Genomic DNA, 25906 nt, shown 5'->3' on the forward strand with positions numbered 1-25906 from the left:
CCATGGAACTTGTCCGCCACCCGGTGCACCGCGCGCTCACTCGCCCGCAGATGTTTGCCGGGGTGACGTACAACTATTTCATCATCAACGCCGCCGTCACCACCGAGCTGTTCCTGATCACAGGCAGCTTCCTGGCCTTGCTCGCGGCGTTGGCGATCCACGTGGTCGGGTACTTCGCGTGCCTGCGCGAGCCGCGGGTGTTCGATTTGTGGATGACCAAGGTCAGCCGCTGCCCGCGGGTGAAGAACTGGAAGCGGTGGGGCTGCAACAGCTACGCCGCCTGAGGAGAGAAGCATGGGCGTGAAGACCAGATGGCGGGGCCCGGCGGCCTGGAGCGGCAAGGAAGCCCACGCCGGCGACCGCCTGCCGTACGCCCGGCTGATCGACGAACACGCCGTGCTGCTGCGCGACGGTTCGCTGATGATGGCGCTGCAAGTGCCCGGTCTCCTGTTCGAGACAGAGGAAACGGACGCGCTCAACGCCCATGCCGCGACTCGCGAGGTGATGCTCCGCTCCAACCTCGATGCGCGCTTCGTCCTTTATCACCACGTGATCCGGCGCCGGGTGCACGTGGAGCTGGACGGGCGGTTCGACGATCCGCTCGCCGCCCACATCGACCGGCGCTGGCGCGAACGGCTCGGCGCTGGCTCGCTGTTCATCAATGACCAGTTCGTGACGCTGGTAAGGCGCCCCGCACGCGGCAAGGCGGGCCTGGCGGAGCGGGCCGGCAAGATGTGGCGCCGGAAAGGCAGCGCGCAGCTTGAAGCCGACCCGAGGGAGCTGCGCTCCCTGCGCGCCGCGGCGCAGGCGCTGGCTGCCTCGCTCGGCGATTACGGCGCACGGCTGCTGAGCGATTACGTGGGCCCGAAGGGGAACACCAACAACGAAACGCTCGAGCTGCTGAGCGCTCTCTACAACGGCGAGATGCGCCCTGTGCGCCGCCCGGCCGAGAGTACCGATATCGGACGGATGCTGCCCTATCGCCGCGCCAGCTTCGGGCTTGATGCGATGGAGCTACGCGGTTCTTCCGGCGCGGATTTCGCCGCGATGCTCAGCCTGAAGGACTATCCCGACGCAACCTCGCCCGGGTTGCTCGATGCGCTGCTGCGCCTGCCGCACGAACTGGTGGTGAGCGAAAGCTTTGCACCTGCCGAACGCCAGACCGCGCGTGAACGCATCGACCTCGCGATCCGCCGCCTGCGCTCCGCGGATGAGGAAGCGATGGCCGAACGCGCCGACATGCTTGCCGCGCGCGATGCGCTGGGCAACGGCGCCGTCAGCTTCGGGGATCATCACCTGACCGTGCTCGTGCGCGAAAGCACGCTTGGCCGGCTGGATGAGGCGACTGCCTCTGCCGCCGCCGCGCTCGCGGATGCCGGCGCGGTCGCAGTGCGCGAAGATACGAACCTTGAGCCTGCCTTCTGGGGCCAGTTTCCCGGCAACGAGGGCTATCTTGTCCGCCGCGCCCTGATCTCCAGCGCCAACATGGCGAGCTTCGGGTCCCTGCATGGCTTCGCGCTCGGCCAAGCGGACGGGAACCACTGGGGCGAAGCGGTGACGCTGCTGCAAACGACCAGTTCCACCCCGTTCTTCTTCAATTATCATCACGGCGACCTCGGCAACTTCACCGTCATCGGCCCCTCGGGTTCCGGCAAGACGGTGGTGATGAACTTCCTCGCCGCGCAGGCGCAGAAGTTCAGCCCCCGCACGATCCTGTTCGACAAGGATCGCGGCGCGGAACTGTTCATCCGCGGAATCGGCGGGCGGTACGACCGGATCCATTCGGGAGAGCGGTCCGGCTTCAATCCGCTGGCCCTGCCCGACAGCCCCACCACCCGCGCCTTCCTGCATGAATGGTTAGCGGTTCTGCTGAAGGCGGAAGGTCCGGAAGAACTCGCGTCCATCGCTGGCGCGGTCGATGCCGCTTATGCCAACGACGCCTCTCTCCGGCGCCTGCGCCATTTCCGGGAACTTCTGTCCGGCACACGCCGTCCGCAGCCCGGCGATCTGGCCGACCGGCTGGCTCCCTGGATCGAGGGCGGGGAGCACGAATGGCTGTTCGACAACGCGGCTGACCGGCTGGATCTGTCCACCCGGGTGCTCGGCTTCGACATGACCGCGCTGCTCGACAATCCGCGCTTGCGCACGCCGGTGATGATGTACCTGTTCCACCGGATCGAAGAGCGGCTGGACGGCGAGCCGACCATGATCCTGATCGATGAAGGCTGGAAGGCGCTGGACGATGAAGTGTTCGCCGCCCGCATCCGCGATTGGCTGAAGACGTTGCGCAAGCGCAATGCGCTGGTCGGGTTTGCTACCCAAAGCGCCCGCGACGCGCTCGACAGCCGGATCGCTACCGCGCTGGTCGAACAGACCGCGACGATGGTGTTCATGCCCAACGCCCGGGCCCGGGCGGAAGATTACTGCGAAGGGTTCGGCCTCACCGCGCACGAACTGGCGCTGATCCGCAGCCTGCCTGCGCACAGCCGCTGCTTCCTGGTGCGCCAGCCCGATGCTTCGGTGGTGGTCCGGCTCGACTTGTCGGGTGCGCCGGAAGTGCTGACGATCCTTTCCGGCCGCGAAAGCGCGGTCCGGCGGCTGGATACGATCCGGGCGCAAGTGGGCGATAACCCGGCCGATTGGTATCCGGCGCTCACCGGTCAGGCCTGGCCCGGCGAGTCCGATGCGGACGAGCAAGTCTTCCCGATGTGGGAAGCGGCCGAATGAACGCCGCCTCCTGCCAGGCCGCGCTCCAGGGCGTCGGCAGCGGCGTCGCCGCTTCCCTGCAAGGGGTGGACTGCGCGGCTAACGCGATGGCGCAAGCCGCCTTCGGCCGGCTGTTCGCGCCCAATGGCGCGCTGGTCCCGGTATTGACGATCCTGCTGACGCTGTATGTGGCGTTCTTCGCCTTTGCCCTGATCACCGGACGCAGCCGTGTGGGCGTTTCCGCGCTTACCCCCCGGATGATGACGCTGGGCCTGGTGCTGACGTTCGCCACCAGCTGGGCCGCGTACAGCCAGGTGGTGTGGAACCTCGCCACCGGTGCGCCGGACCAGATCGCCGGAATACTGATGGGCATCGACGGTTCGGCGACCCGCGGCTTCGCCGACAAGATCGATGTCGTGTTCGGCGCGCTGATCCAGGCTTCGGGCGGAGAGGCGATGCAGGCCCCGCAAAGCGCCTTTTCGCCGCCGGGGTTGATGTGGTTCGGCGGCACCCTGCTGCTGCTTGGCACGGTTGGCGTGCTGGTGACGACGAAGATCGCCTTGTCCGTCCTGCTTGCGCTGGGCCCGGTGTTCGTGGTGCTGGCGCTGTTTTCCGGCACGCGCGGGCTGTTCACCGGCTGGCTCAAAGGTGTGGTACTGCTGTCGATCGCCCCGATGCTGGCGGTGTTGAGCGGATCGCTGATGCTGGAACTCGCCGTGCCGGTGCTGTCTGCACTCGCGGCGACGCCCGGGCAGATCGATCCCCGCGCCGCGATGGGCTTTTTCCTGATCGGGGCGGTCCATGCCTCGCTGATGATCCTGGTGATGAAGGTTGCCGGCGCAATGGTCGCTGGCTGGCGCGTATTCGGCCTTGCCGGCTCGGAGCGCGACAGCGGCCGGGCGGATTCCCCCGCCCGCACTCAGGTGGAACGCACTGTTGCACCCGCCCCGAGAGCCGAAATCATCCAGGGCGCGCTGGCATCTTCCCGTCAGATCCGGCTGGCTTCTATCCCCGCCTCCACCCCGGCAAACGACACTGCCCCGGCCTCTGTCCGGCGGGAGACGAAAGTGATCGGCACTGCCGCGTCCGCCGCCCCAAACCCGATTCAGCCCGGCGCCGTATCGCGCGCGCACGGGATTGGCAGCCGCTTCCGCGCTGCCCCCGCCCGATCCACGGAGATGCTCAAGTGAAACGCGCATTTTTGGCAGGCGCGCTCGGCGCCGCCATTCTCGCCTGCCCAGCCAAGGCCGACCCCCGGCTGGTCGAACGGCTGTACAATCCGGATGAGGTCGTCCGGATCGAAGGCCGGGTGAACGTGCAGGCGACGATCAAGTTCGGCGAGGACGAGCATATCGAGAACGTGGCCATCGGCGATTCCAACGCCTGGCAAGTGACGCCGAACAAGCGGGCGAACCTGCTGTTCATCAAGCCGCTCGATCCCAAGGCTGCCACCAACATGACGGTGGTGACCGACCGGCACACCTATTTCTTCGACCTTGTGCCCAGCGGGCGGGGAAATCCGCTGTACGTGCTCGCCTTCACGTATCCTGAGCCGATCGAGGCGGAGCCGGCCCTTTCCGTCCCCGCCAATCCGGCCAGCCCGGTCGAGATGGCGGCGGCCACGGATCCGTACGCGGTCGTCGATCCGGCACAACTCAACTTCGCGTGGGGGGCCAGCGGTGCGCAGAAGCTGCTGCCGACCAGCGCGTTCGACGATGGGGAAGCGACCTTCCTCGCCTGGCCGCGGGAAACGCCCGTGCCGGCAATCCTGGTCAAGGACCGCGAAGGAACCGAAGGGCCGGTGAACTTCGCGGTGCGGGGCGAGACGATCGTGATCGACGGCGTCCCGCGTGAGATCGTGCTGCGCTCCGGGCAGGACAGCGCCTTGCTGCTGAACAACGGTCCGGTGCGCGATCCCGCCGCCCCCGAACTCGCCCGCGCCGGAAAGGTGAAGTAATGCGACTTGCGATGCGCCTGCCCGAACGGAAGGCAACCGAAGACACGGACATCGACCCGCGGGAGCAGGAAAGCGCCGAGATCATCGATCTGGCGAGCCGCACGTCCTATCCGATGGTCACCCAGCGCAAGGGCAAATCCGATGCCCTTGGTCTCGCCACCGGGATCGGCGTGGTCGCGCTGCTCGGCGCGGCGACGCTCTGGGGATTGAGCAACGGGCGGATGGAACAGCCGGCAGCGGAACAGCCCGGTAACGCGGCGACTCCTGTCCCCGCAGCGGCTCCGGCCCCGGCGCCGGTCGTCAGCGCACCGCCGCCGGCCCCCATGGCGATGGCGGCCAATCCGGCGCCCAGCCCGGTGCTGGCGAACCCGCCGATGGCGAACCCTGCCCCAGCCGCCAATCCGTACAGTTCGCCCACGGTCGTGTTCGACGCCAGCAGCCTGCCCCCGATGGCCGACGCCGCGCCGCTTGCCGCGCCGGACGCGGCGGGTCAGCCCGGCAGCGCCGGAGCATCCGACTTCGCCAGCCGCATCGGCGGGATAGGCGGAGCGCCTGCCCAAGCGCGAGTTGACATCGATCCGGCCACCACGGTCACGCAGGGCACGATGATCCCCGCCGTGCTGGAAACCGCCATCGACACCGACGTACCGGGATACGTGCGCGCCGTGGTCAGCCAGGATGTGCGCAGCTTCGACGGACGGCGGGTGCTCGTCCCGCGCAGTTCGCGGCTCGTCGGCCAGTACCAGTCGGGCCTTCAGGCCGGGCAGAAGCGCGCCTATGTCATCTGGACCCGGCTGATCCGGCCCGATGGCGTTTCGGTCCAGCTCGCCTCCCCCGCCACCGGGTTCGACGGGACCACCGGCCTCGCCGGGAAGGTCGACAACCACTTCTTCCAGAAATTCGGTTCGGCGATGCTGCTGTCGGTCGTCGGCGGCTTGTCCGCGATCGGCACCGGGGGCGCATCGCTGATCGTCGGCGGCGGTACCAGCGCGGCGTCGGCCGCGGTGACCGAAGGCGGCAAGATCGGCCCGACCGTACGCGTGCGGCAGGGAGAGCCGATCCGTGTGTTCACCGCGCGCGATCTCGACTTCAGCCGCGCACCGCGGTTGTGAACGGAAACGATTCCATGACCGCTGAAGTCCACGCACTGGTGCCTGCGCCCGCTGCGTCTCCATCGCGCAGCGGCAGCGTCTATCTTGACGCCTATCTCGCCCCGTTCGCCGATTGGCTCGCGTGCGACAGCGTGACCGAGATTCTCGTCAACCGGCCCGGTGAAGTGTGGGTCGAGGATGCACGCCAGCCGGGAATGCAGCAGATCCAAGCGCCCGCGATCGACGACGCGCTGATCCAGCGCCTGGCGGAGCAAGTCGCACGCGTCAGCCATCAGGGAATCAACCGGGAACACCCGCTGCTGGGCGCGACCCTGCCCGACGGTGCCCGCGTCCAGTTCTGCGGACCGCCGGCCACCCGCCGCCATTGGGCGATGGCGATCCGCCGCCATCGCCGGCTGGACCTCCCGCTCGATGCCTATGACACCGGCCCGCTCGCTCCTGCCGATGAAGTCACAATGCCGGATCCGGTTGCCGAGCCGATCGCGTACCTGCGCGCGGCAATCGCGGCCCGGCGGACCATCCTGATCTCCGGCGGCACATCGACCGGGAAGACCACGTTCCTCAACGCCATGCTGGGCGAGATCCCGCGCGAGGAACGCGTCGTGCTGGTGGAAGACACGCCGGAACTGAAGTTCCCTGGATCGAACGGGGCCGGTCTGGTCGCCGTGAAAGGGGAACTGGGCGAAGCCAAAGTCACCGCCAACGAATTGCTGCAGGCCGCGCTTCGCCTGCGGCCCGACCGCATCGTGCTGGGGGAATTGCGCGGCGCGGAAAGCGTCAGCTTCCTGCGCGCGATCAACACCGGCCACCCGGGCAGCTTTTCGACCATCCACGCCAACTCCCCGCGCGGCGCGCTGGAACAGCTTTCCCTGATGGTGATGCAGACCGGTATCGGCCTTACCCGCACGGACACCCTTGCCTACGCCGCTTCGGTGATCGATGTCGTCGTCCAGCTCGAACGGAGGAGCGGGCGCCGCGGAATCGCTGCGATTCAACCGGCGAACGACCTGATCTGAAACGGCGCTCCCGCCAGGCCTAAGGGTTTCTACGGAACGACAGCCACCGCCGAATGCCCGTATATTCCGCTGTCCGGTTTTCTGCCGGAGGACGGGAGGACGGTTGAGGTGCGCGCGACTTGGCTCCGATGGTTCAGGCTTGCGGTTCGGCTCCGCGCCGACCGATCCGGAGTCGCGGCCGTCGAACTCGCCCTGCTGCTGCCGTTTCTTGTCCTGCTTCTGGCCGGGTTGATCGATTATTCGCGCTTGATCGTCACCGGAATGCAGGTTCGCTCGGCCGCGCAGGCGGGCGCCGACTACGCGCTGCTGCACGGATGGGATCAGGACGGGATCACCCAATCGGTCATGTCCGCCACCACCCTCGAGGTGACGGCCAATCCCGCGCCGCAACGCCTGCAGGGCTGCGTTTCCGGCACCAGCATCATCCCAACGACCGAGCCGACATGTCCTTCGGGCGCGCAACCCGGCGAATACGTTACCGCATCCGCCACGGCGCCTTTCAGCCCTCTGATGCCATGGCCGGGACTGACCCTGTCCAGCAGCTTGTCTGCGGACGCGATGGCGAGAGTGCGATGATCCGCCGCGTCCTGCGCTCCCTCGTCCGGTGCCAGGCAGGTTCCGCGGCCATCGAGGCAGCCTTCGCGCTGCCGGTTCTGTTCATTACCGTCTTCGGGACGATCGAGTTCGGCCGGCTGGCGCTGGTCCAGTCTTCCATCAACTATGCGGTAGCGGAAACTGCCCGCTGCGCCGTCATCCGCCCGGATGTCTGCGGCACGTCCGACCAGGCCGCTGCCTACGCTGCGGACAGGATCCGGGTGGCGCAGGTTCCTGCCGCCGCCTTCACCCTGACAAGTGAAGTGTGCGGAAAGAAGGTCAGCGCGCAAGTCCAGCATCAGCTGATCCTTTACCGCCTCTTCGACGATCCAACCCTCACAGCGGAGTTCTGCCGCGAATGATCGTGCGAAGATTCCCCCTCGTCCGAACTCGGCGGCTTTCCGGGCTGGCCCGCGACGAATGCGGCGCAGCCGCCGTCACCGTGGCGGTGCTGCTGACGGTGACGATGGGTTTCGTCGGGCTTGGGGTCGATGTGGGGCACAGCTACCTTACGCGGCGATCCCTGCAAAACGCCGCCGATTCCGCCGCGTTCAGCGCCGCCACGTCTCTTGCTGCGCGGGAAACCACCGTAGAGGCGGCCGCTCACGCAATTGCTGCGAATTATGGCTTCACCAACGGTGAGAACGAGGTGTCGGTCATCGTCAACACGCCGCCGTCGTCCGGTCCGAATGCCGGCCTTCCGTGGGCGGTCGAAGTCCTGCTGGCGCGACCCGGTCAGAAGTTCTTTTCGGGCTTGTTTCTTTCCGAAACAAGCATGGTGCGGGCGCGGGCAGTCGCGCACGTCAGTCCGGCCGCGAACGCCTGCGTCATGGCCCTGAACTCGACGGCCGAAGCTTCCTCGTTGCAGACGGGCTCGGCCGATATCACGCTCGATGGCTGCTCCCTCTTTTCCAATTCGAATTCGTCCTCAGCCCTGACGCTGAAAGGTTCGGCCACGCTGACAGCACCGAGTGCGGGAGTCGTCGGAGGCTATGACGCCGACTCCAGCAACCTCGGGGCAACACCCGTGCTGACCGGGCAAAGACCGATAGAGGACCCCTATGCGGATATGCCGGCGCCGTCCTACAACGAAAGCGCTTGCCATCCCAGCTCAGGTGGCTCGCTGCCTTCCGGCACGTACGGGGACGGTTCCACGCCGATGGTGTTTTGCGGCGGGCTGCAGATCAACAGCGGCGCGGAGGTCGTCCTCAATCCCGGGATATACGTGATCGCCGGCGGCACCTTCCAGGTGAACGGCGGAGCAAGTCTGACCGGGACCGGCGTAACCCTGTTTTTCACGGAAGGGGCTGTTCCCGACGACTACGCCACGATCCGGATCAACGGCGGTGCGGTTATCGATCTTACTGCACCAACGAGCGGCCCGACCGCCGGTGTGGTCCTCTACCAGGACCGGAATGCCCCCGCGGGGGGAGACAACCGCCTGAACGGCGGATCCGAGCAGAAATTCGGCGGCGCCGTCTATTTTCCCAGCCAGACGATCAACTTCAATGGCGGATCCGAGACCACCAGCGGAGCAAGCGGCGGCTGCACCCAGCTCATCGCCAGTCAGCTGGCCTTTAGCGGGAATTCCAACCTCTCCTTCGATTGCGACGGCATGCCGATCCGGAGACCACGCGCGGTGTACCTCGTCGAGTAGCCCCTGCAGCTACTCCGTACCGTAGTTCTACAGATTGGGTTGAACGGCTTCCCCTGCCATTCTTAGCGTTAAGTGATTGAGGGAATTCGTTGATGATCCTGGATTTTTCGACCGTGATGTTTCTCATCGGGGTTGGACTGTGCGGCGCGGCCCTGGGCTGGGCGGCGATCAGCGACGCGAAGCGCTTCGTGATACCCAATCGCGTATCCCTGCTCATTTTCGCCGGTTACCTTTGCACCGTCCCCCGTTTCGAACCGGAGTTGTGGCTGACGGGACTTGCCGCAGGCATGCTTATCCTCGCGGTCGGCGTTTTCCTGTTCGCCTTCAGGATGGCTGGCGGCGGCGACGTAAAGCTGGCGGCGGCGATTGGCTTGTGGGCGGGCGCCGGTCACTTCGGCCCGTTCGTGATGGTTGCGTCTGCGGCCAGCCTGCTGCTGGCGATCGCAATGCTGACCACTCCGCTGCCGCGCCTGTTCGGGCGGCGGATTTCCGCCATTGGCATGCACAGCGCAGCCCAGCCGGCGCTGCGTGCGCCGATGCCGTTCGCCCTGCCGCTTGCAGCCGGCGGGTTCTGGGTTCTCCGCCTCCACCTCATGTCGCTGGTCTAGGAGAGCATAGTGGCTCGCAATCGCCGCATCCTCTACCTTGGCGCAGCCTTCCTGCTGGCAGGCGGCACGGTCGTGCTGACGCAGCAGTGGCTCCAGAGCGAAGTCGCCCGGGCAAGCGCGACTGCTTCGGCAAGCTCGCAGAAGCCTGCCGTTCAGGTGCTTGTCGCCCGGCGCACCTTGTCCACCGGCACGATCCTCAAGGCGGAAGACCTCGGCTGGCAGGCCTGGCCGGAAGAGGCGTCGCTGGAAAACTACGTCACCCGCGACGGCGGCTCGGCCGATCAGTTTACCGGCTCGGTCCTGAGGACGGAGCTTGCCCCCGGTCAGCCGGTGACGAAAGGAAACGTGGTCGATCCCGAAGACCGGAGCTTCCTCGCTGCCGTTCTGCAACCCGGCTTTCGCGCCGTCACCATTGGCGTATCGGCGGCGACCGGCGTGGCGGGTTTCATCCGCCCCGGCGACCGGATCGACCTGATCCTCAGCCGCGTGATCAACGGCGAAGGCGGAAGCCGCCGAGTCATCACCAACACGGTCCTGCGAAACGTCCGGGTCCTGGGCATCGACCAGCGCGCCGCCAGCGGAGAGGAAGAGGACGTCGCCGTTCCGCAGACGGCGACGCTCGAAGTCACCCCAAGACAGGCTGAGGCCGTGGCCGGAGCCAGCGAACTCGGGCGGCTTTCGCTCGCCTTGCGCAGCCTTGCGTTGAACGATGGCACTCCTGAAGAAGACCCTGGGCCAAGTCGCGCCACCTCCTTCGGCGATGCGCCGTCACCGGTACGGGCAGCCCGTCCAGCGCCGCCTTCTCCCGCCCGCGGCGGTCCGCCTCCTCCGCCCCCACCCCCGCCCGTGGAGGTGGTGCGGGGTGGGCGAACCAACGGGAGCCAAAGTCAATGATCCGCCCCCTCGCGGCCGCCATCCTGTTGGCAACGGCAGCCGCCCAGTCCGTTCATCCGGCTGCCGCGCAGGAAGTCGTCTCCACCCGAGGGGCGCAGATGCGGCTCCCCGTCGGCGCAGGACGGCTGATCCGCCTCTCCCGACCGGCAGCTTCCGTGTTCGTCGCGGATTCGGATGTGGCCGATGTCCACGTGCGGTCGCCGACGCTGATCTACGTCATGCCCAAGGCACCGGGCAGCACCGCGCTCTTCGCGATCGATGCAGCTGAACGAGTAGTGCTGGGAACAGATATCGTCGTCGGCTTTGACGAGGAACGTCTGGCAACGACTATTCGCCAATACGCCCCGGACAGCCGCGTCACGGTCAGCAGCCTTGGCGATGCCCTGGTCCTGTCCGGAGAAGTGCCGTCAGCGGCGGCGGGAGAGGAAATCCTGCGCATGGCCAGCCGCCTCATCGGAGCCGGCGAGGATCGCGAAGCGCGGCTCATCAACCGCCTGACCCTTACGGTATCCAATCAGGTCAATCTCCGCGTCCGGGTGGCGGAGGTCTCGCGGGAGGCGGGGCAGGCGCTGGGGTTCAACTGGAACGCGATCGGAAACATCGGCAATCTCGCGGCAGGGTTCGCCACCGGCGGTCCGCTCCCCCCCGAAACGAGCGGAACGATCTACGGCGGCTTCCAGTCGACTGACGTGCAAGTGGACTTGCTGATCGACGCACTTGAACGCCAGGGCCTGGTCACCGTGCTGGCCGAGCCCAATCTCACGGCCCGGTCGGGTGAGCCGGCAAGCTTCCTGGCCGGCGGCGAATACCCGATCCCTGTCCCGCAAGGGCTCAACCAGATTACCATCGAGTACAAGCGTTACGGGGTCAGCCTGTCCTTCGTGGCCACCGTGCTCGACGCCGATCGGATCAGCCTCGACGTCCGGCCGGAAGTCAGCCAGCTTTCCAGCGATGGGGCCATCACGCTCAACGGCATTACCGTGCCAGCCCTGACCACGCGATGGGCGGAAACGACCGTGGAGCTTGGCAGCGGGCAAAGCTTCGCGATCGCAGGCCTGCTGCAGAATACGACCGGGCGCGAAGTCGAACGGCTGCCGGGTCTCGGCGATCTTCCCGTCCTCGGCCAGCTGTTCCGGTCCACCCGTTTCCAGCAGAAGAAGACGGAGCTGGTGATCATCGTCACGCCTTATCTCGTCCGTCCGGTAAGCCAGCCCCTGCCGACGCCGGTCGATCTGCTGGAGAACGACCGGACGATTGGGACGACAGAGACAAACCTGGCATCGATGGTCGCCTATCCGGAAGACCTGCACGATCCCCTGGACCTTGCCCCGACGCAAGGCAGCGCAGGAACGGATCCGGCGCGAAGGTTCCGGCGTGGAGAAGTCAAGCGGCTGCCCGATGCCAGCACAACGCTCGAGCCTGGATCCCAATGACCGCGAAACTCCCAGACGCCCTCCGTTTCCAGGCATTCCTCACCGACGGGCAAGCGATCGAATCCGTCGCCGAGGCTGCGCGCATGGCCGGTCTCGGCGACGATGGAATCCACCCCGGCGGATTGCCGGCTGCCTTGCAGGCGCTGTCCCTGGGCCGGGCGCCGGAGATCCTGCTGGTCGATCTGAGCGAAGCCGATGACCTGATCGCGGCCGTGGACCAGCTGGCCGATGAGTGCGAACAGCACACCCGCGTGATCGCGCTTGGGTCGGTCAACGATATCCACCTCTACCGCAAGCTGATCGAGATGGGGGTGAGCGATTACCTGATCAAACCCCTGGACCCGCAGCAGGTCGCTTCCGCGCTTCAGCGCGTGCGCACCTCCTTGACACCCGCGCTGCCGGAAAAAACCACATCGACGCAAGTCGTTGCGGTAATCGGCTCGCGCGGCGGGGCCGGCTCGAGCAGCATTGCCACGTCCCTCGCCTGGGCTCTTGCCCACCGCCACCAGCAACGGACCGTGCTGGTCGATCTCGATCTGCAGTTCGGCTCGGTGGCCATGACGCTGGACTTGGAGCCTTCACGCGGACTGCGTGAAATTCTCGGCACTCCGGACCGGATCGATACACTGCTGATCGCCTCGGCCATGAGCCAGGAAAGTGAGCGACTGCGCATCCTTAGCGCCGAAGAAAGTTTGGAAGCCGATATCCAGGTCGGGGAACAAGGCCTGAAAGCCCTGCTGGAAGCGCTCCAGCCGGACAGTGATCAAGTCGTGCTGGATGTGCCCCGACGGCTCGACAGCCTTGGCAGGGGCGCCTTGGCCCAGGCGGAGGTTATCTGCATCGCCGCGGACCTCAGCCTTGTCAGCATGCGCGACACCAAGCGCTTGCTGAAACTGTGCCAGGACATCAATCCCGCCGCGCGCCGCCTACTGGTGGGAAACCGGGTTGGCGGAATCGTTGGCGAAGTGCCCCAGCCAGAGTTTGAGCGGGGTATCGGCGCCAAGTTCGATTTCCGCCTCCCGGACGATCCCAAGGCGGCGGCGGCGGCGGCCGATCAGGGCAAGTCCCTGATCGAAACGGCGGCCGAAAATCCGTTCGCGGCCGAATTCGGCCGCCTGCTCGGGCAAATCCAACCGTCGACCGAAGACAAGCCGGACAAGGCTCCGGAAAAGAGCCTGCTGAAGCGGCTGTTCGGGTCCTGACAAGCAGGTCATCCCGCAATTTCAATATGTTGCCTAAACACCACGGAAACGTAGGAAGCTACTCAAGTAAGTATCCCTACCGATACTCATGAACAGAGCAAAGGAACACTATCCGAATCGGGAGCAGGCCCCAGCGGCTACGCATCCTTGAGGACGGTAGAAGAAGGGGAACAGGAATGTTCAAACTTATTAGAAAGCTTTCCGCAGACAACAGCGGTGCCACCGCGATCGAGTACGGGATGATCGCAGCGCTTATCTCCCTTGGTGTCATTGTCGCTGCGAACACCATCGGAGGCAATCTGACGGCGAAGTTTCAAAGCATCGCTACTGAAACGGGAACGGCAGCGCCGACGGCGTAAGTAGCGTCAGGAACCAATATCCGACTATATGGCCCCGGGCGACATCAGCCCGGGGCTTCCTTTCAAGAACGTCGCCCGATCATCTGATCGGAACCACCTTCAGGATCGGGCAAGAGGCATCCGATGTTCGGACGTAAGCCCAGAAGCGAACCAGGCGCCGTTGCGCCACTTCCCGGCCCGGTTGACGGGATCGCTGCCGCCCCGGCACCCGCGCCCGGCGTGCTTCCCGAGATCGAGGTATTTCCGTCCGCAGTGTCCGCCCCGGCGGCCAACGACACACCCGACACGGTGCAGGAGGCTGCCCGCCTCGTTCAACCCTACATTCTGGAACGGATCGACAGCGAGGCCGCCAGCAAGCTCGAACGTGACGAGTTGAGAAGTGAGCTGGCGGAAATCGCGCCCGAGGCCATTCGCGAGCTCAAGCTCCAGCTGAACCACCGGGAACAGGACCGGCTGCTCACTCTCCTGCTCGACAACATGCTCGGTCTCGGCCCGCTCGAACCGCTGCTGGCCGACGATACCATCACCGATATCATGGTGAACGGACCGGACCAGATCTATGTCGAACAACGCGGCAAGCTCGTCCTGTCACCCGCCCGTTTCCGGCATAACGAACACCTGATGAGCGTGGCGACCCGGATCGTCAGCCGGATCGGTCGCCGGGTCGACGAATCCTCTCCGCTGGTCGATGCCCGCCTGCCCGACGGCAGCCGCGTCAACATCATCATCCCGCCGCTGGCGATCGACGGTGCTTCGATCTCGATCCGCAAGTTCTCCAAGAAGGCGATCAGCCTTGATATCATGGCGAACCAGCAGAACCTCTCGCACGCCATGGCAACCGTCCTGAAGATTGCCTCTCGTTCAAGGCTGAACATCCTGATTTCGGGGGGCACCGGATCGGGCAAGACGACGCTGCTTAACGCCTTGTCCCAGATGATCGCGACCGACGAACGTGTCGTGACGATCGAGGACGCAGCCGAGTTGCAGCTTCAGCAGCCCCACGTCGTGCGCCTGGAGACCCGCCCCGCCAATCTTGAGGGCAAGGGCGAAATCAGCATGCGCGATCTGGTAAAGAATGCGCTGCGGATGCGCCCCGACCGGATCATCCTGGGTGAAATTCGCGGCGGCGAAGCAATCGACATGCTGCAGGCGATGAACACCGGGCACGACGGGTCGCTTGGCACCATCCACGCCAACAATCCGCGCGAAGCGCTGACCCGCCTGGAAAACATGGTCAGCATGTCCGGGATCAACCTGCCCCCACGGGCGATGCGCGCGCAGATCGCGGGAGCGGTGCACATGATCGTGCAAGTCAGCCGGATGCGCGACGGGGTGCGGCGCATCACCAGCATCACTGAAGTCGTCGGGATGGAGGGCGATGTCGTCACCACGCAGGAACTGTTCTCCTTCAAATTCGAAGGGGAAGGAACGGACGGCAAGCTGAAGGGCCGCTTCGAATCGGCTGGCCTGAGGCCCCATTTCACGCAAAGAGCGGAGTACTTCGGGCTCGATCGCGTCCTGATCGAGGCGATTGGATAGATGCTGTTCCTGCTTACCGCGGCGTTCCTGGCAGTCGCCGTGTTCGGCGGTGCATATGCGCTGAAACAAGGCAAAAGAAGCTCAGTCGTCCGCCGGGCCCGGGCGCTGGAAGTCAGCCGGGGCTGGACGAAGACGACCTCCGCCGGGCCGGGCCGGATCACGCGCAATCAGGCCGGCCCGCTCGACCAGTTGGCCCAGCGTCTGCTTCCGCGTCCGGCCATCCTGCGAGCGCGGCTCGAAGCGACCGGGCTGCGGCTGACCATCGGCCATTATCTTGCCGCCACCGCCGGGGTGACGGTGCTTGTCGCCGGCTTGTTGCTGACAATCGGCGCCGGGTTGGCAGGCGCGATCCTGCTCGGCGGCGCGGCCGGCATCTTCCTGCCCCACGTTGTTGTCGGCAGGATCGGTGCGCGGCGCAGCGCGCGGTTTCTCAAGGCACTTCCCGATGCAATCGGCCTGATTGTCCGGGGATTGCGCGCCGGCTTGCCCATTGGGGAAACGGTGGCCGCCGTGGCGCAGGAAAGTTCCGGTCCGCTAAGCCAGGAATTTACGGGGATCGTGCATCAGGTCCGGCTGGGGCAATCGCTTGAAGACGCGATGTGGTCCACGGCGCGCCGGCTGGACATCACCGAGTTCAATTTCCTGGTCATCAGCTTGTCGGTCCAGCGGGAAACGGGCGGCAACCTTGCCGAGACGCTGGACAATCTGGGCCAGATCCTGCGCGCAAGGGCCCAGATGCGGCTGAAGATCAAGGCGATGGCTTCCGAAGCCACTGCCAGCGCGCTGATCATCGGCTCCCTGCCCTTCGTCATGGCCGTGCTGATGATGCTGGTCAGTCCGGACTATCTGACGGTGCTGATCACCGAACCGCTTGGCCGGATGCTGGCTGCGGGCGGGTTCGCCAGCCTCGTCATCGGGGCGCTGATCATGGCCCGCATGATCCGGTTCGAGATATGACTGCTCCGCTCGCGCTCGACAGCTCGGCCGTAGCGATCGCAGCGGGCGGCGCCATGTTCCTGGCGCTGCTTTCGGTCATGCGGGCGCTGGCTCCCGTCGACAACGTCGCCGCGCGGGCTCGCAGCCATGCCCGCCGGCGCGATCAGTTGCGGGCGGCCTGGCTTGCTCCTCGCGACATCAGGCGCCGCAAGACCAAAGGCATAGCCAAGCGTGTTGTCCAGCGACTGAAGCGCGTGCAAAGCAAGGAGGAAGAGGAAGCCTCCGGGCTGCTGGTGCAGGCTGGCTGGAGATCCCCTGAAGCCGTCATCGTCTTTCTGGCCGTCCGGATCGCCAGCCCGGTGGTGCTCGCGCTTGCGTTCTACATTCTTGCTCCGTCGCTGGTGGAGGACATCACGTTCACCACCCATGTTGCTGCCGGGGTAGCCGGAATCGCGGCGGGCGGCCTCCTGCCCAAGATGCTGCTGAAGAACGTCGGCAAGCGGCGACACCAGAAAGTCCTGAAGGGTTTGCCGGAAGCGCTGGACCTGCTGGTGATCTGCGCCGAAGCTGGTCTGAGCCTCGACGCTGCAATCAAGCGCGTCGCCAGGGAAATTGGACCGAGCTGGCCCGAAATGGCCGACGAGTTTGGCCTGTCGGCGGTGGAGCTGGGCTTCCTGCCCGACCGCCGAAAAGCGCTGGGCAACCTTGCGAAACGGACGCCGATCGCGGAGATCGAGGCGCTGGTGAACACACTGGCCCAGACGGAGAAGTACGGCACTCCGCTTGCCCAGGCGCTGCGCGTGCTGTCTCAGGAATTCCGCTCTACCCGGATGATGCGGGCGGAGCAGAAAGCCGCACGGCTGCCGGCCGTGCTCACCGTGCCGATGATCGTGTTCATCCTGCCGCCGCTGTTCATCATCCTGATCGGGCCGGCGATCGTGCAGGCGTTGCTGACGGTTGGCGGCTGACTAATCCGGACTGCCGGGAGCCAGTCTCCTGCGCGCCCGCTTGCGCAACGGCCTTTCCGATCAGGATCAGGGCCGGGCCATCTCCCAGCGCGGTCCGCGCGGCGAGCGGCAGCAGGTCGAGCCGGGTGTGGAACCGGCGCTCTGTCGGCAAGCTGGCGTTTTCCACCAGCGCAACGGGCGTATCCCCGGGAAGTCCGGCCTCGATCAACCGGGCTGAAACCACCGAAGCGGCGGCCTTGCCCATGTAGACTGCCAGCGTCGTGTCGGGATCGGCAAGGGCCTGCCAGTCGAGCTTCAGCTCCTCCCCGGCGCGGGCATGTGCGGTGACGAACGTCAGCCGCCGCGCTTGTCCTCGCAAGGTCAGCGACAAGTTCAGGCCCGCCGCGGCCGCGCTGGCGGCCGTGATCCCGGGACATATCTGGACCGGGACACCGGCGGCCAGGCAGGCGTCCAGCTCCTCGGTCGCGCGCCCGAAAATTGCCGGATCGCCGCCTTTCAACCGCACCACCCGCGCCCCTTCAAGGGCCGCCTCGACGATCAGCGCGTCGATGGTCTTCTGGTCCTTGGAATGGCGACCGGATCGCTTGCCGACCGAGACCTGCCGGGCGCTGGATGGGACAAGCTCCAGCACGCCGGGCCCGACCAGCGCATCGTAGAATACGACGTCGGCGGCGCGGATCAGCCGCTCTGCCTTGCGAGTCAGCAATTCGGGATCGCCGGGGCCTGCGCCGACCAGCCACACGGTTCCGGGTTCGAAATCGTTCACTGTGCCGCCTCCTGAATTGCGACTTGTGTATCGGCAAGGATCCGCGCCAGCAACGGGCGGCAGCTGCCGCAGTTGGTTCCCGCTCCCGTGCAGGCGCCGATCCGCGCGACATCGGTGGCGCCACCTTCGACAGCGGCGAGCACTTGCTGCTCCCCAATGTCGTGGCACACGCAGACGATCGGGCCCTTGGACGGCTGCGGCTTGGCGGGCCGTGCCGCAAGCCATTCCGGCAGGCTGGCCGGCTCCTGCGCCAACTGCCCGGCGATCCATTCTCGCGGCGGCAGCACCCCGGAGCGCGTGAGATACAGCGCTGCAACCAGTTGGCCTGCTTCATCGCACACCACGATCCGCCGCATTCCGCGAGCCAGGTCGCATGCCTCGCTCTGGTGCCCCTCGGGCAGGAGGCTATCGGTATCGACAGCCCCCATGCCGGCCAGCTCAGCCAGCCAGCCGCCTTCCACCCGGGATCGCGACCACCAGAGGGCAGTCGGGGTGGTGGGCGTCCGGGTCAGCAGGAACCCGCGCCAGTCGGGGGCGATCGGCTCAACGAGCGCCGGGGTGTTCTTGAAGCCGGGTTGCCCGGACACCGGATCGGTTGCCGGGGTCGCCAGGCGCCCCGTACGCCCGATACTGGCGAAGGCATCGCCCCAGTGCATCGGGACATAGACTTCGCCCCGGCGCTGGCTGTCCCGAACCGCCACGCGGTAGGCAGCGGACCCGTGGGGCGTGGAAACCTGGGCCAGCCCGCCTTCCTCAAGGCCGAACCGAACCGCATCCTCGGCATGGATTTCCAGCAGCGGCTCTCGCCGGTGGAGCGCCAGTTTCGGGCTGAGGCCGGTGCGCGTCATCGTGTGCCACTGGTCGCGGTAACGCCCCGTGTTGAGCCGCAGGGGAAAGCCGGAAGCGGACTCTGCCTCCCCGGGCGATACCGCGATCAGGTTGAACCGGCCGTCGGCGGTTGCCGCCTTGCGCGCCAGCGGGTGGTTGCCGCCCCACTGGAACGGCTGCATTCTCTCATACTCGGAATCGCTGCAATCGGCCCATTGCGTCAGATCGAGCAGCTTGCCGTGCTTTCCGGCAAGCGCGGTCATCGCCGCATACTCGCGGAAAATGCCCGCCGGGCTGCTGTAGGCGAAGGCCTTGGCATACCCCAGCCGCGCCGCGACATCGGCGATGATCCGCCAATCGGCCCGTGCCTCGCCCGGGGCGCGGAACAGCGCGCGCTGGCGGCTGACCCGGCGTTCGGAGTTCGTCACCGTCCCGTCCTTTTCCCCCCAGCCGAGCGCGGGCAGGCGAACATGGGCGTAGCGGGCGGTATCGGTATCCGCCATGATGTCGGACACCACCACGGTCGGGCAGCGGGAAAGCGCTTCGCGCACGAAACCGGCGTCCGGCATAGACACCGCTGGGTTGGTTCCCATCACCCACAGGAAGCGGACGCGGCCATCGTGAACCGCGCGGAACAAGTCCACCGCCTTCAGGCCTGGGCCGGAACACAGGTTCGGCGTGCTCCAGAACCGCGCGACATCGGCCCGCTCTTCCGGGGAGAACCCCAGGTGGCAGGCCAGTGTGCTGGCCAGCCCCCCGACTTCGCGCCCGCCCATGGCGTTCGGTTGGCCGGTGATGCTGAACGGCCCCGCCCCGATCCGATTGATCCGCCCGGTTGCGAGATGCAGGTTTAGGATCGCATTGCCCTTGTCCGTCCCGCAGACGGACTGGTTGGCGCCTTGGCTGAACACCGTGACCATGCGGGGGTGCGCCGCCACGAGATCCGCCAGTTTGCGGAACTTGGACGCAGGAATACCGGGATCGCAGTCCAGCCCATCCCAGAAGTTCGGGGGAACGGCGCAGGAGCCGCGCAGAAATTTCTCGTCCGTAACGCCTTGGGCCTTCATGTCGGCGAGAAGCGCATTGAACAGGTCGACATCGCCGTCCGGGGGGATTGCGATGTGCAAGTCCGCTTGTTCGGCTGTTTCGGTCCGGCGCGGATCGATCACCACGATCTTCGTACCGCGCCGTTCCCGCGTCTTCTCGATCCGCTGCCAGATGACCGGATGGCACCAGGCCGTGTTCGACCCGACGAGGATTATCAGGTCGGCGCAATCGAGATCCTCGTAGGAGCACGGCACCACGTCCTCACCGAAGGCCCGGTTGTGGGCCGCCACCGCACTCGCCATGCACAGGCGCGAGTTGGTGTCGATGTTGGCCGAACCGACGAACCCCTTCATCAGCTTGTTGGCGAGGTAATAGTCTTCCGTCAGAAGCTGGCCGGAAACGTAGAAGGCAACGCTGTCCGGGCCGTGCGCCGCGATGGTGTCCCGCATCCGGCCGGCAACTTCGTCCAGCGCCCCATCCCAGCTTGCCCGCTCATCCCCGATCATCGGGTGCAGCAGGCGCCCCTCCAGCCCGACCGTTTCGCCCAGGTGCGTCCCTTTTGAGCACAGCGCCCCCCGGTTGGCGGGATGGTGCCTGTCACCCTCGATCCGCACCTGGCGGTCGGCGCTCACCGTCGCCGCGATGCCGCAACCGACGCCGCAATAGGCGCAGGTGGTACGGATGGGCGCCATCGTTCAGGCCGCCTGCTGCGCAGGAACCGGCCCGAGCACTGCCTCGCGCAGCAGGAAGATGCGCCCGGCATCGACCTTCAGGGGGATCGTCGGCGTGCAGCCCTCATCATCGCCCAGCGCTTCGCCGGTCTTCAGCGAGATGCGGAAGTTGTGCAGCGGGCAAGTGACGCTGTCGCCATGGATGATCCCCTGGCTAAGCGGCCCTTGCTTGTGCGGGCACTTGTTTACGAGCGCGTAGATCTCGCCCCGCATGGTGCGGAACACCGCGATTTCTTCTCCGCCGACGACCGGAAGTGTCCGGGCCGAACCGGGTTCGATCTGCGTAACGGGACCGATATCGAGCCAAAGGCCATGCATCATGCGTTCTCCAGCAAAAGGGGACGGACTTCGCCCAGATGGGCGTGAAGATCGTTGCGATCGCCCGCGGCGCGCTTTTCCCACGGGTCGTCCTGCATGAACTGCTGGGAGTAGCGGAAGCGCCCGGCGAGCCATTTGACGGCCTCGGAATCGTCGAACAGCTGGGCCTTCACGGATTCGAGCCCGACTCGCTCGATCCACGGTGCGGTGCGTTCAAGATAGTGCGCCTGTTCGCGGTAGAGCTGCGTGAAGGCAGCGCAGACATCCATCACTTCCTGCTCGGTTGCGACCTTGCACAGCAAGTCGGTGCCGCGCAGCTTCATGCCGCCGTTGCCGCCAACGTGCAGCTCATAGCCGGAGTCCACGCAGACCACGCCAAAGTCCTTGATCGTCGCTTCGGCGCAATTTCTCGGACAGCCGCTGACCGCGATCTTGAACTTGTGCGGCATCCAGCTGCCCCAGGTCATCCGTTCCAGCTTGACGCCGAGACCGGTGGAGTCCTGCGTTCCGAACCGGCACCACTCCGACCCGACGCAAGTCTTCACCGTGCGCAGGGACTTTCCGTAGGCATGGCCCGAAACCATCCCGGCAGCGTTGAGATCGGCCCAGACAGACGGAAGATCTTCCTTGCGGATGCCGAAGATATCCAGGCGCTGCCCACCGGTAACCTTCACCATCGGCGCGTTGTACTTTTCGACCACGTCCGCGATCGCCCGCAGTTCCTGCGGATTGGTGATCCCGCCCCACATCCGGGGTACCACCGAATACGTGCCATCCTTCTGGATGTTGGCGTGCAGCCGCTCATTGACGTAGCGGCTCTTCTGGTCGTCCTCGTACTCGCCGGGCCAGGCGCACAGCAGGTAATAATTGAGCGCCGGACGGCAGGACGCGCAGCCCTCGGGAGATTCCCAGTGCAGTTCCTGCATCACTTCCGGGATCGCCTTCAATTCCTTTTCCAGGATCAGGCGGCGCACGTCGTCATGGGTGAAGCTGGTGCAGCCACACAGCGTCTTGGGGCCTTCCTGCACGTCTTCGCCCAGCGTCAGCGCCAGCAGGCTTTCGACCAGCCCGGTGCACGAACCGCAGCTCGCGCTCGCCTTGCACTGGGAACGGACGGCGGCAAGGCTGCATGCCCCGGCCTTGATGGTGTCGACGACCTGGCCCTTGGAAACGCCGTTGCAGCCGCAGATCTCGGCATCATCCGAGAGCGCCGCAACGGCAGCGTTAGGGTCCCCGAGCGCACCTCCGGACGCGAACGCTTGCCCGAAGATCAGCGCTTCGCGAATGTCCGAAAGGTCTTCTTCCTTCTTCAGCAGGTCGAAATACCAGCTGCCGTCGGCGGTATCACCATAGAGCACCGCACCGATCAGTCGGTTGTCCTTCAGGACTACCCGCTTGTACACACCGCGCGCGGCATCGCGCATCACGATATCCTCGGTGCCCTCCCCGCCGGTAAAGTCCCCAGCGGAAAACAGGTCGATCCCCGATACCTTGAGCTTGGTCGAGGTAACCGATCCGGCATAACCCGAACCTTCGGGCGCCTTCTCCGTCACCTTGTCCGCCAGCGCGCGGCACATCTCCCACAGGGGGGCGACAAGGCCGTAGCAAGTCCCGCGATGCTGGACGCATTCCCCAACCGCGAGGATCGCCGGGTCGGAGGTGATCATGTGATCGTCGACCATGATGCCGCGTTCGGTGTCCAGCCCGGCCGCCTTGGCGAGCGCGGTGTTGGGCCGGATGCCGACCGCCATCACCACGATGTCGGCGGCAATTTCCCGCCCATCATTCAGCCGGACCCCGGCGACATGGCCGTCCTTCTCCAGAATCGCGTCGGTGTTCGCTTCGGTCAGGATGGTCTGGCCGCGCTTTTCGAGCTCGGCCTTGAGCAGCCAGCCGGCCGCTTCGTCCAGCTGGCGCTCCATCAGCGTGCCCATCAGGTGGATCACGGTGACCTTCATCCCGCGCAGGGACAAGCCGTGTGCGGCCTCAAGGCCAAGCAGCCCGCCGCCGATCACCACTGCGCTGCCGCCGCGATCGGCGGCAGAAAGCATCCGCTCGACATCATCGAGATCGCGGAAGGTCACGACACCGGGAAGGTCCTTTCCCGGCACTGGGATCACGAACGGATCGGACCCGGTGGCGATCAGGAGCTTGTCGAACGGCTCGACATGGCCGGACTGCGAAACGACCTGCCGGTGCTCCCGGTCGATGTGGACCACGGGATCGCCGGTGACCAGCGCGATCCCGTTCGACGCGTACCACTCGGGAGTGTTGAGCACGATGTCGTCGAACGTCTTCTCACCGGCGAGCACGGGCGAAAGCATGATCCGGTTATAGTTCACGCGCGGCTCGGCGCCGAAGATCGTGATGGAAAAGCGGTGAGGATCGCGGGCGAGGATTTCCTCGACTGCCCGGCATCCGGCCATGCCGTTGCCGATCACCACCAGCCGCTCTCGCGTCTCGGTTGAAGCGGCCTGCTCAAAGCCTGTCTGCGCGTTCACTCGTCGTCCTTTCAAAACGCGCACGCAAAAAAGCCGCCAAGTTTCATCCCGAAGGATTCAACTGGCGGCACCGTTGCCACGCATGTGATTGGGTGTCGAAAGGCCCCTGCAGCCCTCCTACGGTGGAGGGCGAACCGTTCGTCTGAAGCAAGACTAACCGATTCGCCCCCCTGACTGCAAGCGCATTTTGCGTTGCAGCATGAAGATCAGAAGCTCACGCCTGCCATCAGGTAGATTTTCGTCGTGTCGACGGCGAAGGAAACGGCATCGTAATCCGCATACACGGCCAGCAGGCTGACCCTGCCGATGTTGAAGCCGAGCGTCGCATCCCATTCATGCCCGTATTCGACATCGCCCACATCGCTGTCGAACTGGTGATACGTCAGAGCAGCGTTGAGCCCCGGAAGCAGCGGCACAGCCGTGAACTTCCGCCCGATCGTGACATAGGCATCCTCCAGCCCCGCGTTCGGCGTGGTCACGAACATGTCCGCCAGCCCATTGAACCTGTGCCGAGCCGCCAATGGAGTCTGGAGGGCGAAGCCGTTGTCGCTGCCCAGCTTCTCCCACCCCCCGGTCACCCCGAAGCCGAGCACGCTCGCCCCGGCTTCGGCAGCCATGTAGTCGGCCGCATAGTCGCGGGCGCCGGTCCGCCAGTCCAGCTGCCGGGCATAGCTCGCCTTCAGGTCGACATTCGCGAGCACCAGCGGCACGTTCGCGGTCGCGAGGACGCCGTACGTCTGGCTCGACAACGCCTCGACCAAAGGATCGTCATAGTCGATCAGGTAGGAAAAGCCCTTCAGCTTCACCGGCCCGGCGTTCACGCCGGAGTTGAGGAAAATGAAGTCGCCGTCATACGCCTGATGCGGTCCGGCATCGCGGCCGAACGCGGTGCGCTGGCTGATGGCGTATGTCGCATCGAACGCCATCGGTCCGAACGCCGCCTGCGCCCGCACAGCGTCGAATGTCTGCTCATTCTGACGCCAGGGAGCCGCCGAGACCCAGCGCCAGTCGTCGAGAGCGATCCGCTGCCGCCCCACGATCACTTCCTTGTTGCTGCCTGTCCACGAAAGCTGCAACCGGTTGATCTCAAGGTTTTCCGCGTCCGAGACGACGGAATAGAGCGGCCGGCGCTGATCGGACACGACCGGGAAGGCAAAGGCGTTGTAGCTGTCGGTCAGCGCCACCGTCCCCAGACCTTCCCCCAGCACGGCAAAGTCGCCGGCCTTCACCTCGAACCCAGCCCGCAGGCGAGCGGTCAGCGCATCCGCATCCTGCAGCGCGTTGTCCTGCTCAACCCGTTCATAGCGCATCCGAAGCTCAAGGATCGGATCGAGAGTGATCCCTTCCCCGATGACGACTGGCTCCTGGGCGAAAGCCGGGGACGACAGCGCAAGGACGGCCGCCCCAAGGCCGGAGGCAAGGCATGATCTCGTATTCATTGAACGAACTCCCGAAGAAGCCCGTCAGGCTGTCCTCTCGAACGGGCCGGCCGCTGACGGGCCGGTCCCCTGCCGACCATCAGATACGCACGCCCTGAACGGCCGCGCCCCACGTTGTCCGCCAACGGACCTTTACTACCGTCAACCCGCCGAGTGCTATCAGTGCGATTACGGCGAATACCAGAAATCCGGCCTGCGGACTGCCGGTGTACTGTTCCGCCAAGCCGAGGGAACTGGACAGGAAGAACCCGCCGATCCCGCCAGCGCACCCGACCAGCCCTGTCATTACCCCAATTTCCCTGCGGAACCGCTGCGGAACGAGCTGGAACACCGCTCCGTTTCCAGTGCCGAACGAAAGCATTGCGACGACGAACAGAGCGAGGGCCACCGCGAGTGAGCTTGGTCCGGTGCTGATCGCGACCAGCGTCACCGCCGCCAGCATGTAGACGAACGACAGCGTCCGGATCCCGCCGAACCGGTCCGCCATCGCCCCGCCCAGCGGCCGGATCAGCGATCCAGCGAACACGCATCCAGCGGTGGCATAGCCTGCCTCAACCGCCGTCAATCCGAATTGGTCAACGAAGTAGATCGACAGCGAAGCCGTAAGCCCGACAAAGCCGCCGAACGTCACGCCGTAGAAAAGCATGAACCACCAGGCATCCCGATCCTTCAGCGGTTGGAGGTACACCGACCATGTCATCGGGGGCGGCTGGTCGGGCGAATCCTTGGCCATCACCATGTAGGCCACGAAGACGATCGCCAGCGGGATGCAGGCCAGGCCAAGCACGCTGGTCCACCCCAGCGCGGCAGCAAGCGTCGGCGCGAACAGTGAGGCAAGCACCGTGCCCGAATTGCCCATGCCTGCCACGCCAAGCGCCTTGCCCTGATGCTCGGGCGGATACCAGCGGCTGGCGAGCGGCAGCGCCACCGCGAAGCTCGCCCCTGCAAAGCCGAGCACCACGCCCAGCAGAAGAACGGAAGCAAAGCTGCCGATGCCGATCAGGTATGCCGCAAGCAACCCGCCGATGACGACCACTTGGCCCAGGGCACCGGCACGTTTCTGTCCGATCCGGTCACCCAGCAGACCCATCACGATGCGCAGCAAGGCACCGGCAAGGTTGGGTACGGCGACCATGAAGCCCTTCTGCGCGGGACTGAGACCGAGATCCTCTGACACCAACGGGGCCAGCGGACCCAGGATAACCCAGACCATGAAGGCCATGTCGAAATAGAGAAACGACGCGATCAGCGTCGGGCGGTGACCCGACTGCCAGAAGCTCCTGTTCATGGGTGTG

General features: G+C 65.8%; 23 protein-coding genes. 17 read left to right on the plus strand and 6 right to left on the minus strand.

What is annotated here, in order from left to right; all coding sequences use genetic code 11:
- Nucleotides 1–2 precede the first annotated feature (2 nt).
- From ELY13_RS09620 to ELY13_RS09700, 17 genes are all read left to right on the plus strand, one after another.
- Nucleotides 3–284, plus strand: coding sequence for a VirB3 family type IV secretion system protein (locus ELY13_RS09620; protein ID WP_126173705.1), 282 nt, complete (start codon nucleotides 3–5; stop codon nucleotides 282–284).
- Between the two features lie 10 nt (nucleotides 285–294).
- Nucleotides 295–2727, plus strand: a complete 2433-nt coding sequence (locus ELY13_RS09625; RefSeq protein ID WP_126173706.1) for a VirB4 family type IV secretion/conjugal transfer ATPase — start codon at nucleotides 295–297, stop codon at nucleotides 2725–2727.
- Entirely contained in the window at nucleotides 2724–3896 is a 1173-nt protein-coding gene (locus ELY13_RS09630; protein WP_126173707.1) for a TrbL/VirB6 family protein, read from the plus strand. Before ELY13_RS09625 ends, ELY13_RS09630 begins: the two co-directional genes overlap by 4 nt.
- Nucleotides 3893–4663 carry a TrbG/VirB9 family P-type conjugative transfer protein gene (locus ELY13_RS09635; protein WP_126173708.1) on the plus strand — a complete coding sequence of 257 codons (771 nt, stop codon included), beginning with the start codon at nucleotides 3893–3895 and terminating at the stop codon, nucleotides 4661–4663. Before ELY13_RS09630 ends, ELY13_RS09635 begins: the two co-directional genes overlap by 4 nt.
- Nucleotides 4663–5775 (plus strand): TrbI/VirB10 family protein, encoded by a 1113-nt coding sequence (locus tag ELY13_RS09640; RefSeq protein ID WP_241233624.1) that lies wholly within the window; start codon nucleotides 4663–4665, stop codon nucleotides 5773–5775. The genes ELY13_RS09635 and ELY13_RS09640 overlap by 1 nt, the downstream gene beginning before the upstream one ends.
- A gap of 14 nt (nucleotides 5776–5789) precedes the next feature.
- Nucleotides 5790–6791, plus strand: a complete 1002-nt coding sequence (gene virB11, locus ELY13_RS09645; protein WP_126173709.1) for a P-type DNA transfer ATPase VirB11 — start codon at nucleotides 5790–5792, stop codon at nucleotides 6789–6791.
- A 108-nt stretch (nucleotides 6792–6899) separates the two neighbouring features.
- Nucleotides 6900–7367: a TadE/TadG family type IV pilus assembly protein gene (locus ELY13_RS09650; protein ID WP_164549761.1), complete on the plus strand. Its 468-nt coding sequence runs from the start codon at nucleotides 6900–6902 to the stop codon at nucleotides 7365–7367.
- Nucleotides 7364–7747, plus strand: coding sequence for a TadE/TadG family type IV pilus assembly protein (locus tag ELY13_RS14995; protein ID WP_164549762.1), 384 nt, complete (start codon nucleotides 7364–7366; stop codon nucleotides 7745–7747). Before ELY13_RS09650 ends, ELY13_RS14995 begins: the two co-directional genes overlap by 4 nt.
- Entirely contained in the window at nucleotides 7744–9042 is a 1299-nt protein-coding gene (locus ELY13_RS09660; protein WP_126173711.1) for a pilus assembly protein TadG-related protein, read from the plus strand. Before ELY13_RS14995 ends, ELY13_RS09660 begins: the two co-directional genes overlap by 4 nt.
- A 92-nt stretch (nucleotides 9043–9134) precedes the next feature.
- A complete protein-coding gene (locus ELY13_RS09665; protein WP_126173712.1) occupies nucleotides 9135–9650 on the plus strand; it encodes an A24 family peptidase in 516 nt (171 codons plus the stop codon).
- Nucleotides 9651–9659: 9 nt separating this feature from the next.
- Nucleotides 9660–10544, plus strand: coding sequence for a Flp pilus assembly protein CpaB (gene cpaB, locus ELY13_RS09670; RefSeq protein ID WP_164549763.1), 885 nt, complete (start codon nucleotides 9660–9662; stop codon nucleotides 10542–10544).
- A complete protein-coding gene (locus ELY13_RS09675) occupies nucleotides 10541–11977 on the plus strand; it encodes a type II and III secretion system protein family protein (protein ID WP_126173714.1) in 1437 nt (478 codons plus the stop codon). Before cpaB ends, ELY13_RS09675 begins: the two co-directional genes overlap by 4 nt.
- Complete coding sequence (locus tag ELY13_RS09680; RefSeq protein ID WP_126173715.1) at nucleotides 11974–13179, plus strand: AAA family ATPase; 1206 nt, start codon at nucleotides 11974–11976, stop codon at nucleotides 13177–13179. Before ELY13_RS09675 ends, ELY13_RS09680 begins: the two co-directional genes overlap by 4 nt.
- Nucleotides 13180–13355: 176 nt before the next feature.
- A complete protein-coding gene (locus tag ELY13_RS09685) occupies nucleotides 13356–13538 on the plus strand; it encodes a Flp family type IVb pilin (RefSeq protein WP_126173716.1) in 183 nt (60 codons plus the stop codon).
- Nucleotides 13539–13661: 123 nt separating this feature from the next.
- Nucleotides 13662–15077, plus strand: coding sequence for a TadA family conjugal transfer-associated ATPase (locus tag ELY13_RS09690; protein ID WP_126173717.1), 1416 nt, complete (start codon nucleotides 13662–13664; stop codon nucleotides 15075–15077).
- Complete coding sequence (locus tag ELY13_RS09695; RefSeq protein WP_126173718.1) at nucleotides 15078–16034, plus strand: type II secretion system F family protein; 957 nt, start codon at nucleotides 15078–15080, stop codon at nucleotides 16032–16034.
- A complete protein-coding gene (locus tag ELY13_RS09700; protein ID WP_126173719.1) occupies nucleotides 16031–16981 on the plus strand; it encodes a type II secretion system F family protein in 951 nt (316 codons plus the stop codon). The genes ELY13_RS09695 and ELY13_RS09700 overlap by 4 nt, the downstream gene beginning before the upstream one ends.
- Here ELY13_RS09700 and cobA read toward each other — a convergent pair.
- The 6 genes from cobA to ELY13_RS09730 form a co-directional block, all read right to left on the minus strand.
- Nucleotides 16929–17747, minus strand: a complete 819-nt coding sequence (cobA, locus tag ELY13_RS09705) for a uroporphyrinogen-III C-methyltransferase (RefSeq protein WP_126173720.1) — start codon at nucleotides 17745–17747, stop codon at nucleotides 16929–16931. The genes ELY13_RS09700 and cobA overlap by 53 nt on opposite strands.
- Nucleotides 17744–20314: a nitrate reductase gene (locus tag ELY13_RS09710; protein WP_126173721.1), complete on the minus strand. Its 2571-nt coding sequence runs from the start codon at nucleotides 20312–20314 to the stop codon at nucleotides 17744–17746. Before ELY13_RS09710 ends, cobA begins: the two co-directional genes overlap by 4 nt.
- Nucleotides 20315–20317: 3 nt before the next feature.
- Nucleotides 20318–20671, minus strand: a complete 354-nt coding sequence (nirD, locus tag ELY13_RS09715; RefSeq protein ID WP_126173818.1) for a nitrite reductase small subunit NirD — start codon at nucleotides 20669–20671, stop codon at nucleotides 20318–20320.
- Nucleotides 20671–23172 carry a nitrite reductase large subunit NirB gene (gene nirB, locus ELY13_RS09720; RefSeq protein ID WP_241233625.1) on the minus strand — a complete coding sequence of 834 codons (2502 nt, stop codon included), beginning with the start codon at nucleotides 23170–23172 and terminating at the stop codon, nucleotides 20671–20673. The genes nirD and nirB overlap by 1 nt, the downstream gene beginning before the upstream one ends.
- A gap of 206 nt (nucleotides 23173–23378) precedes the next feature.
- The gene (locus tag ELY13_RS09725) at nucleotides 23379–24611 is read right to left on the minus strand and encodes an alginate export family protein (protein WP_126173722.1); all 1233 of its coding nucleotides are present in this window, start codon (nucleotides 24609–24611) and stop codon (nucleotides 23379–23381) included.
- Between the two features lie 79 nt (nucleotides 24612–24690).
- Complete coding sequence (locus ELY13_RS09730; protein ID WP_126173723.1) at nucleotides 24691–25899, minus strand: nitrate/nitrite transporter; 1209 nt, start codon at nucleotides 25897–25899, stop codon at nucleotides 24691–24693.
- Nucleotides 25900–25906 lie beyond the last annotated feature (7 nt).

Source organism: Altericroceibacterium xinjiangense, assembly GCF_003958635.1.
In the GTDB taxonomy this organism is placed as follows: domain Bacteria; phylum Pseudomonadota; class Alphaproteobacteria; order Sphingomonadales; family Sphingomonadaceae; genus Altericroceibacterium_A; species Altericroceibacterium_A xinjiangense.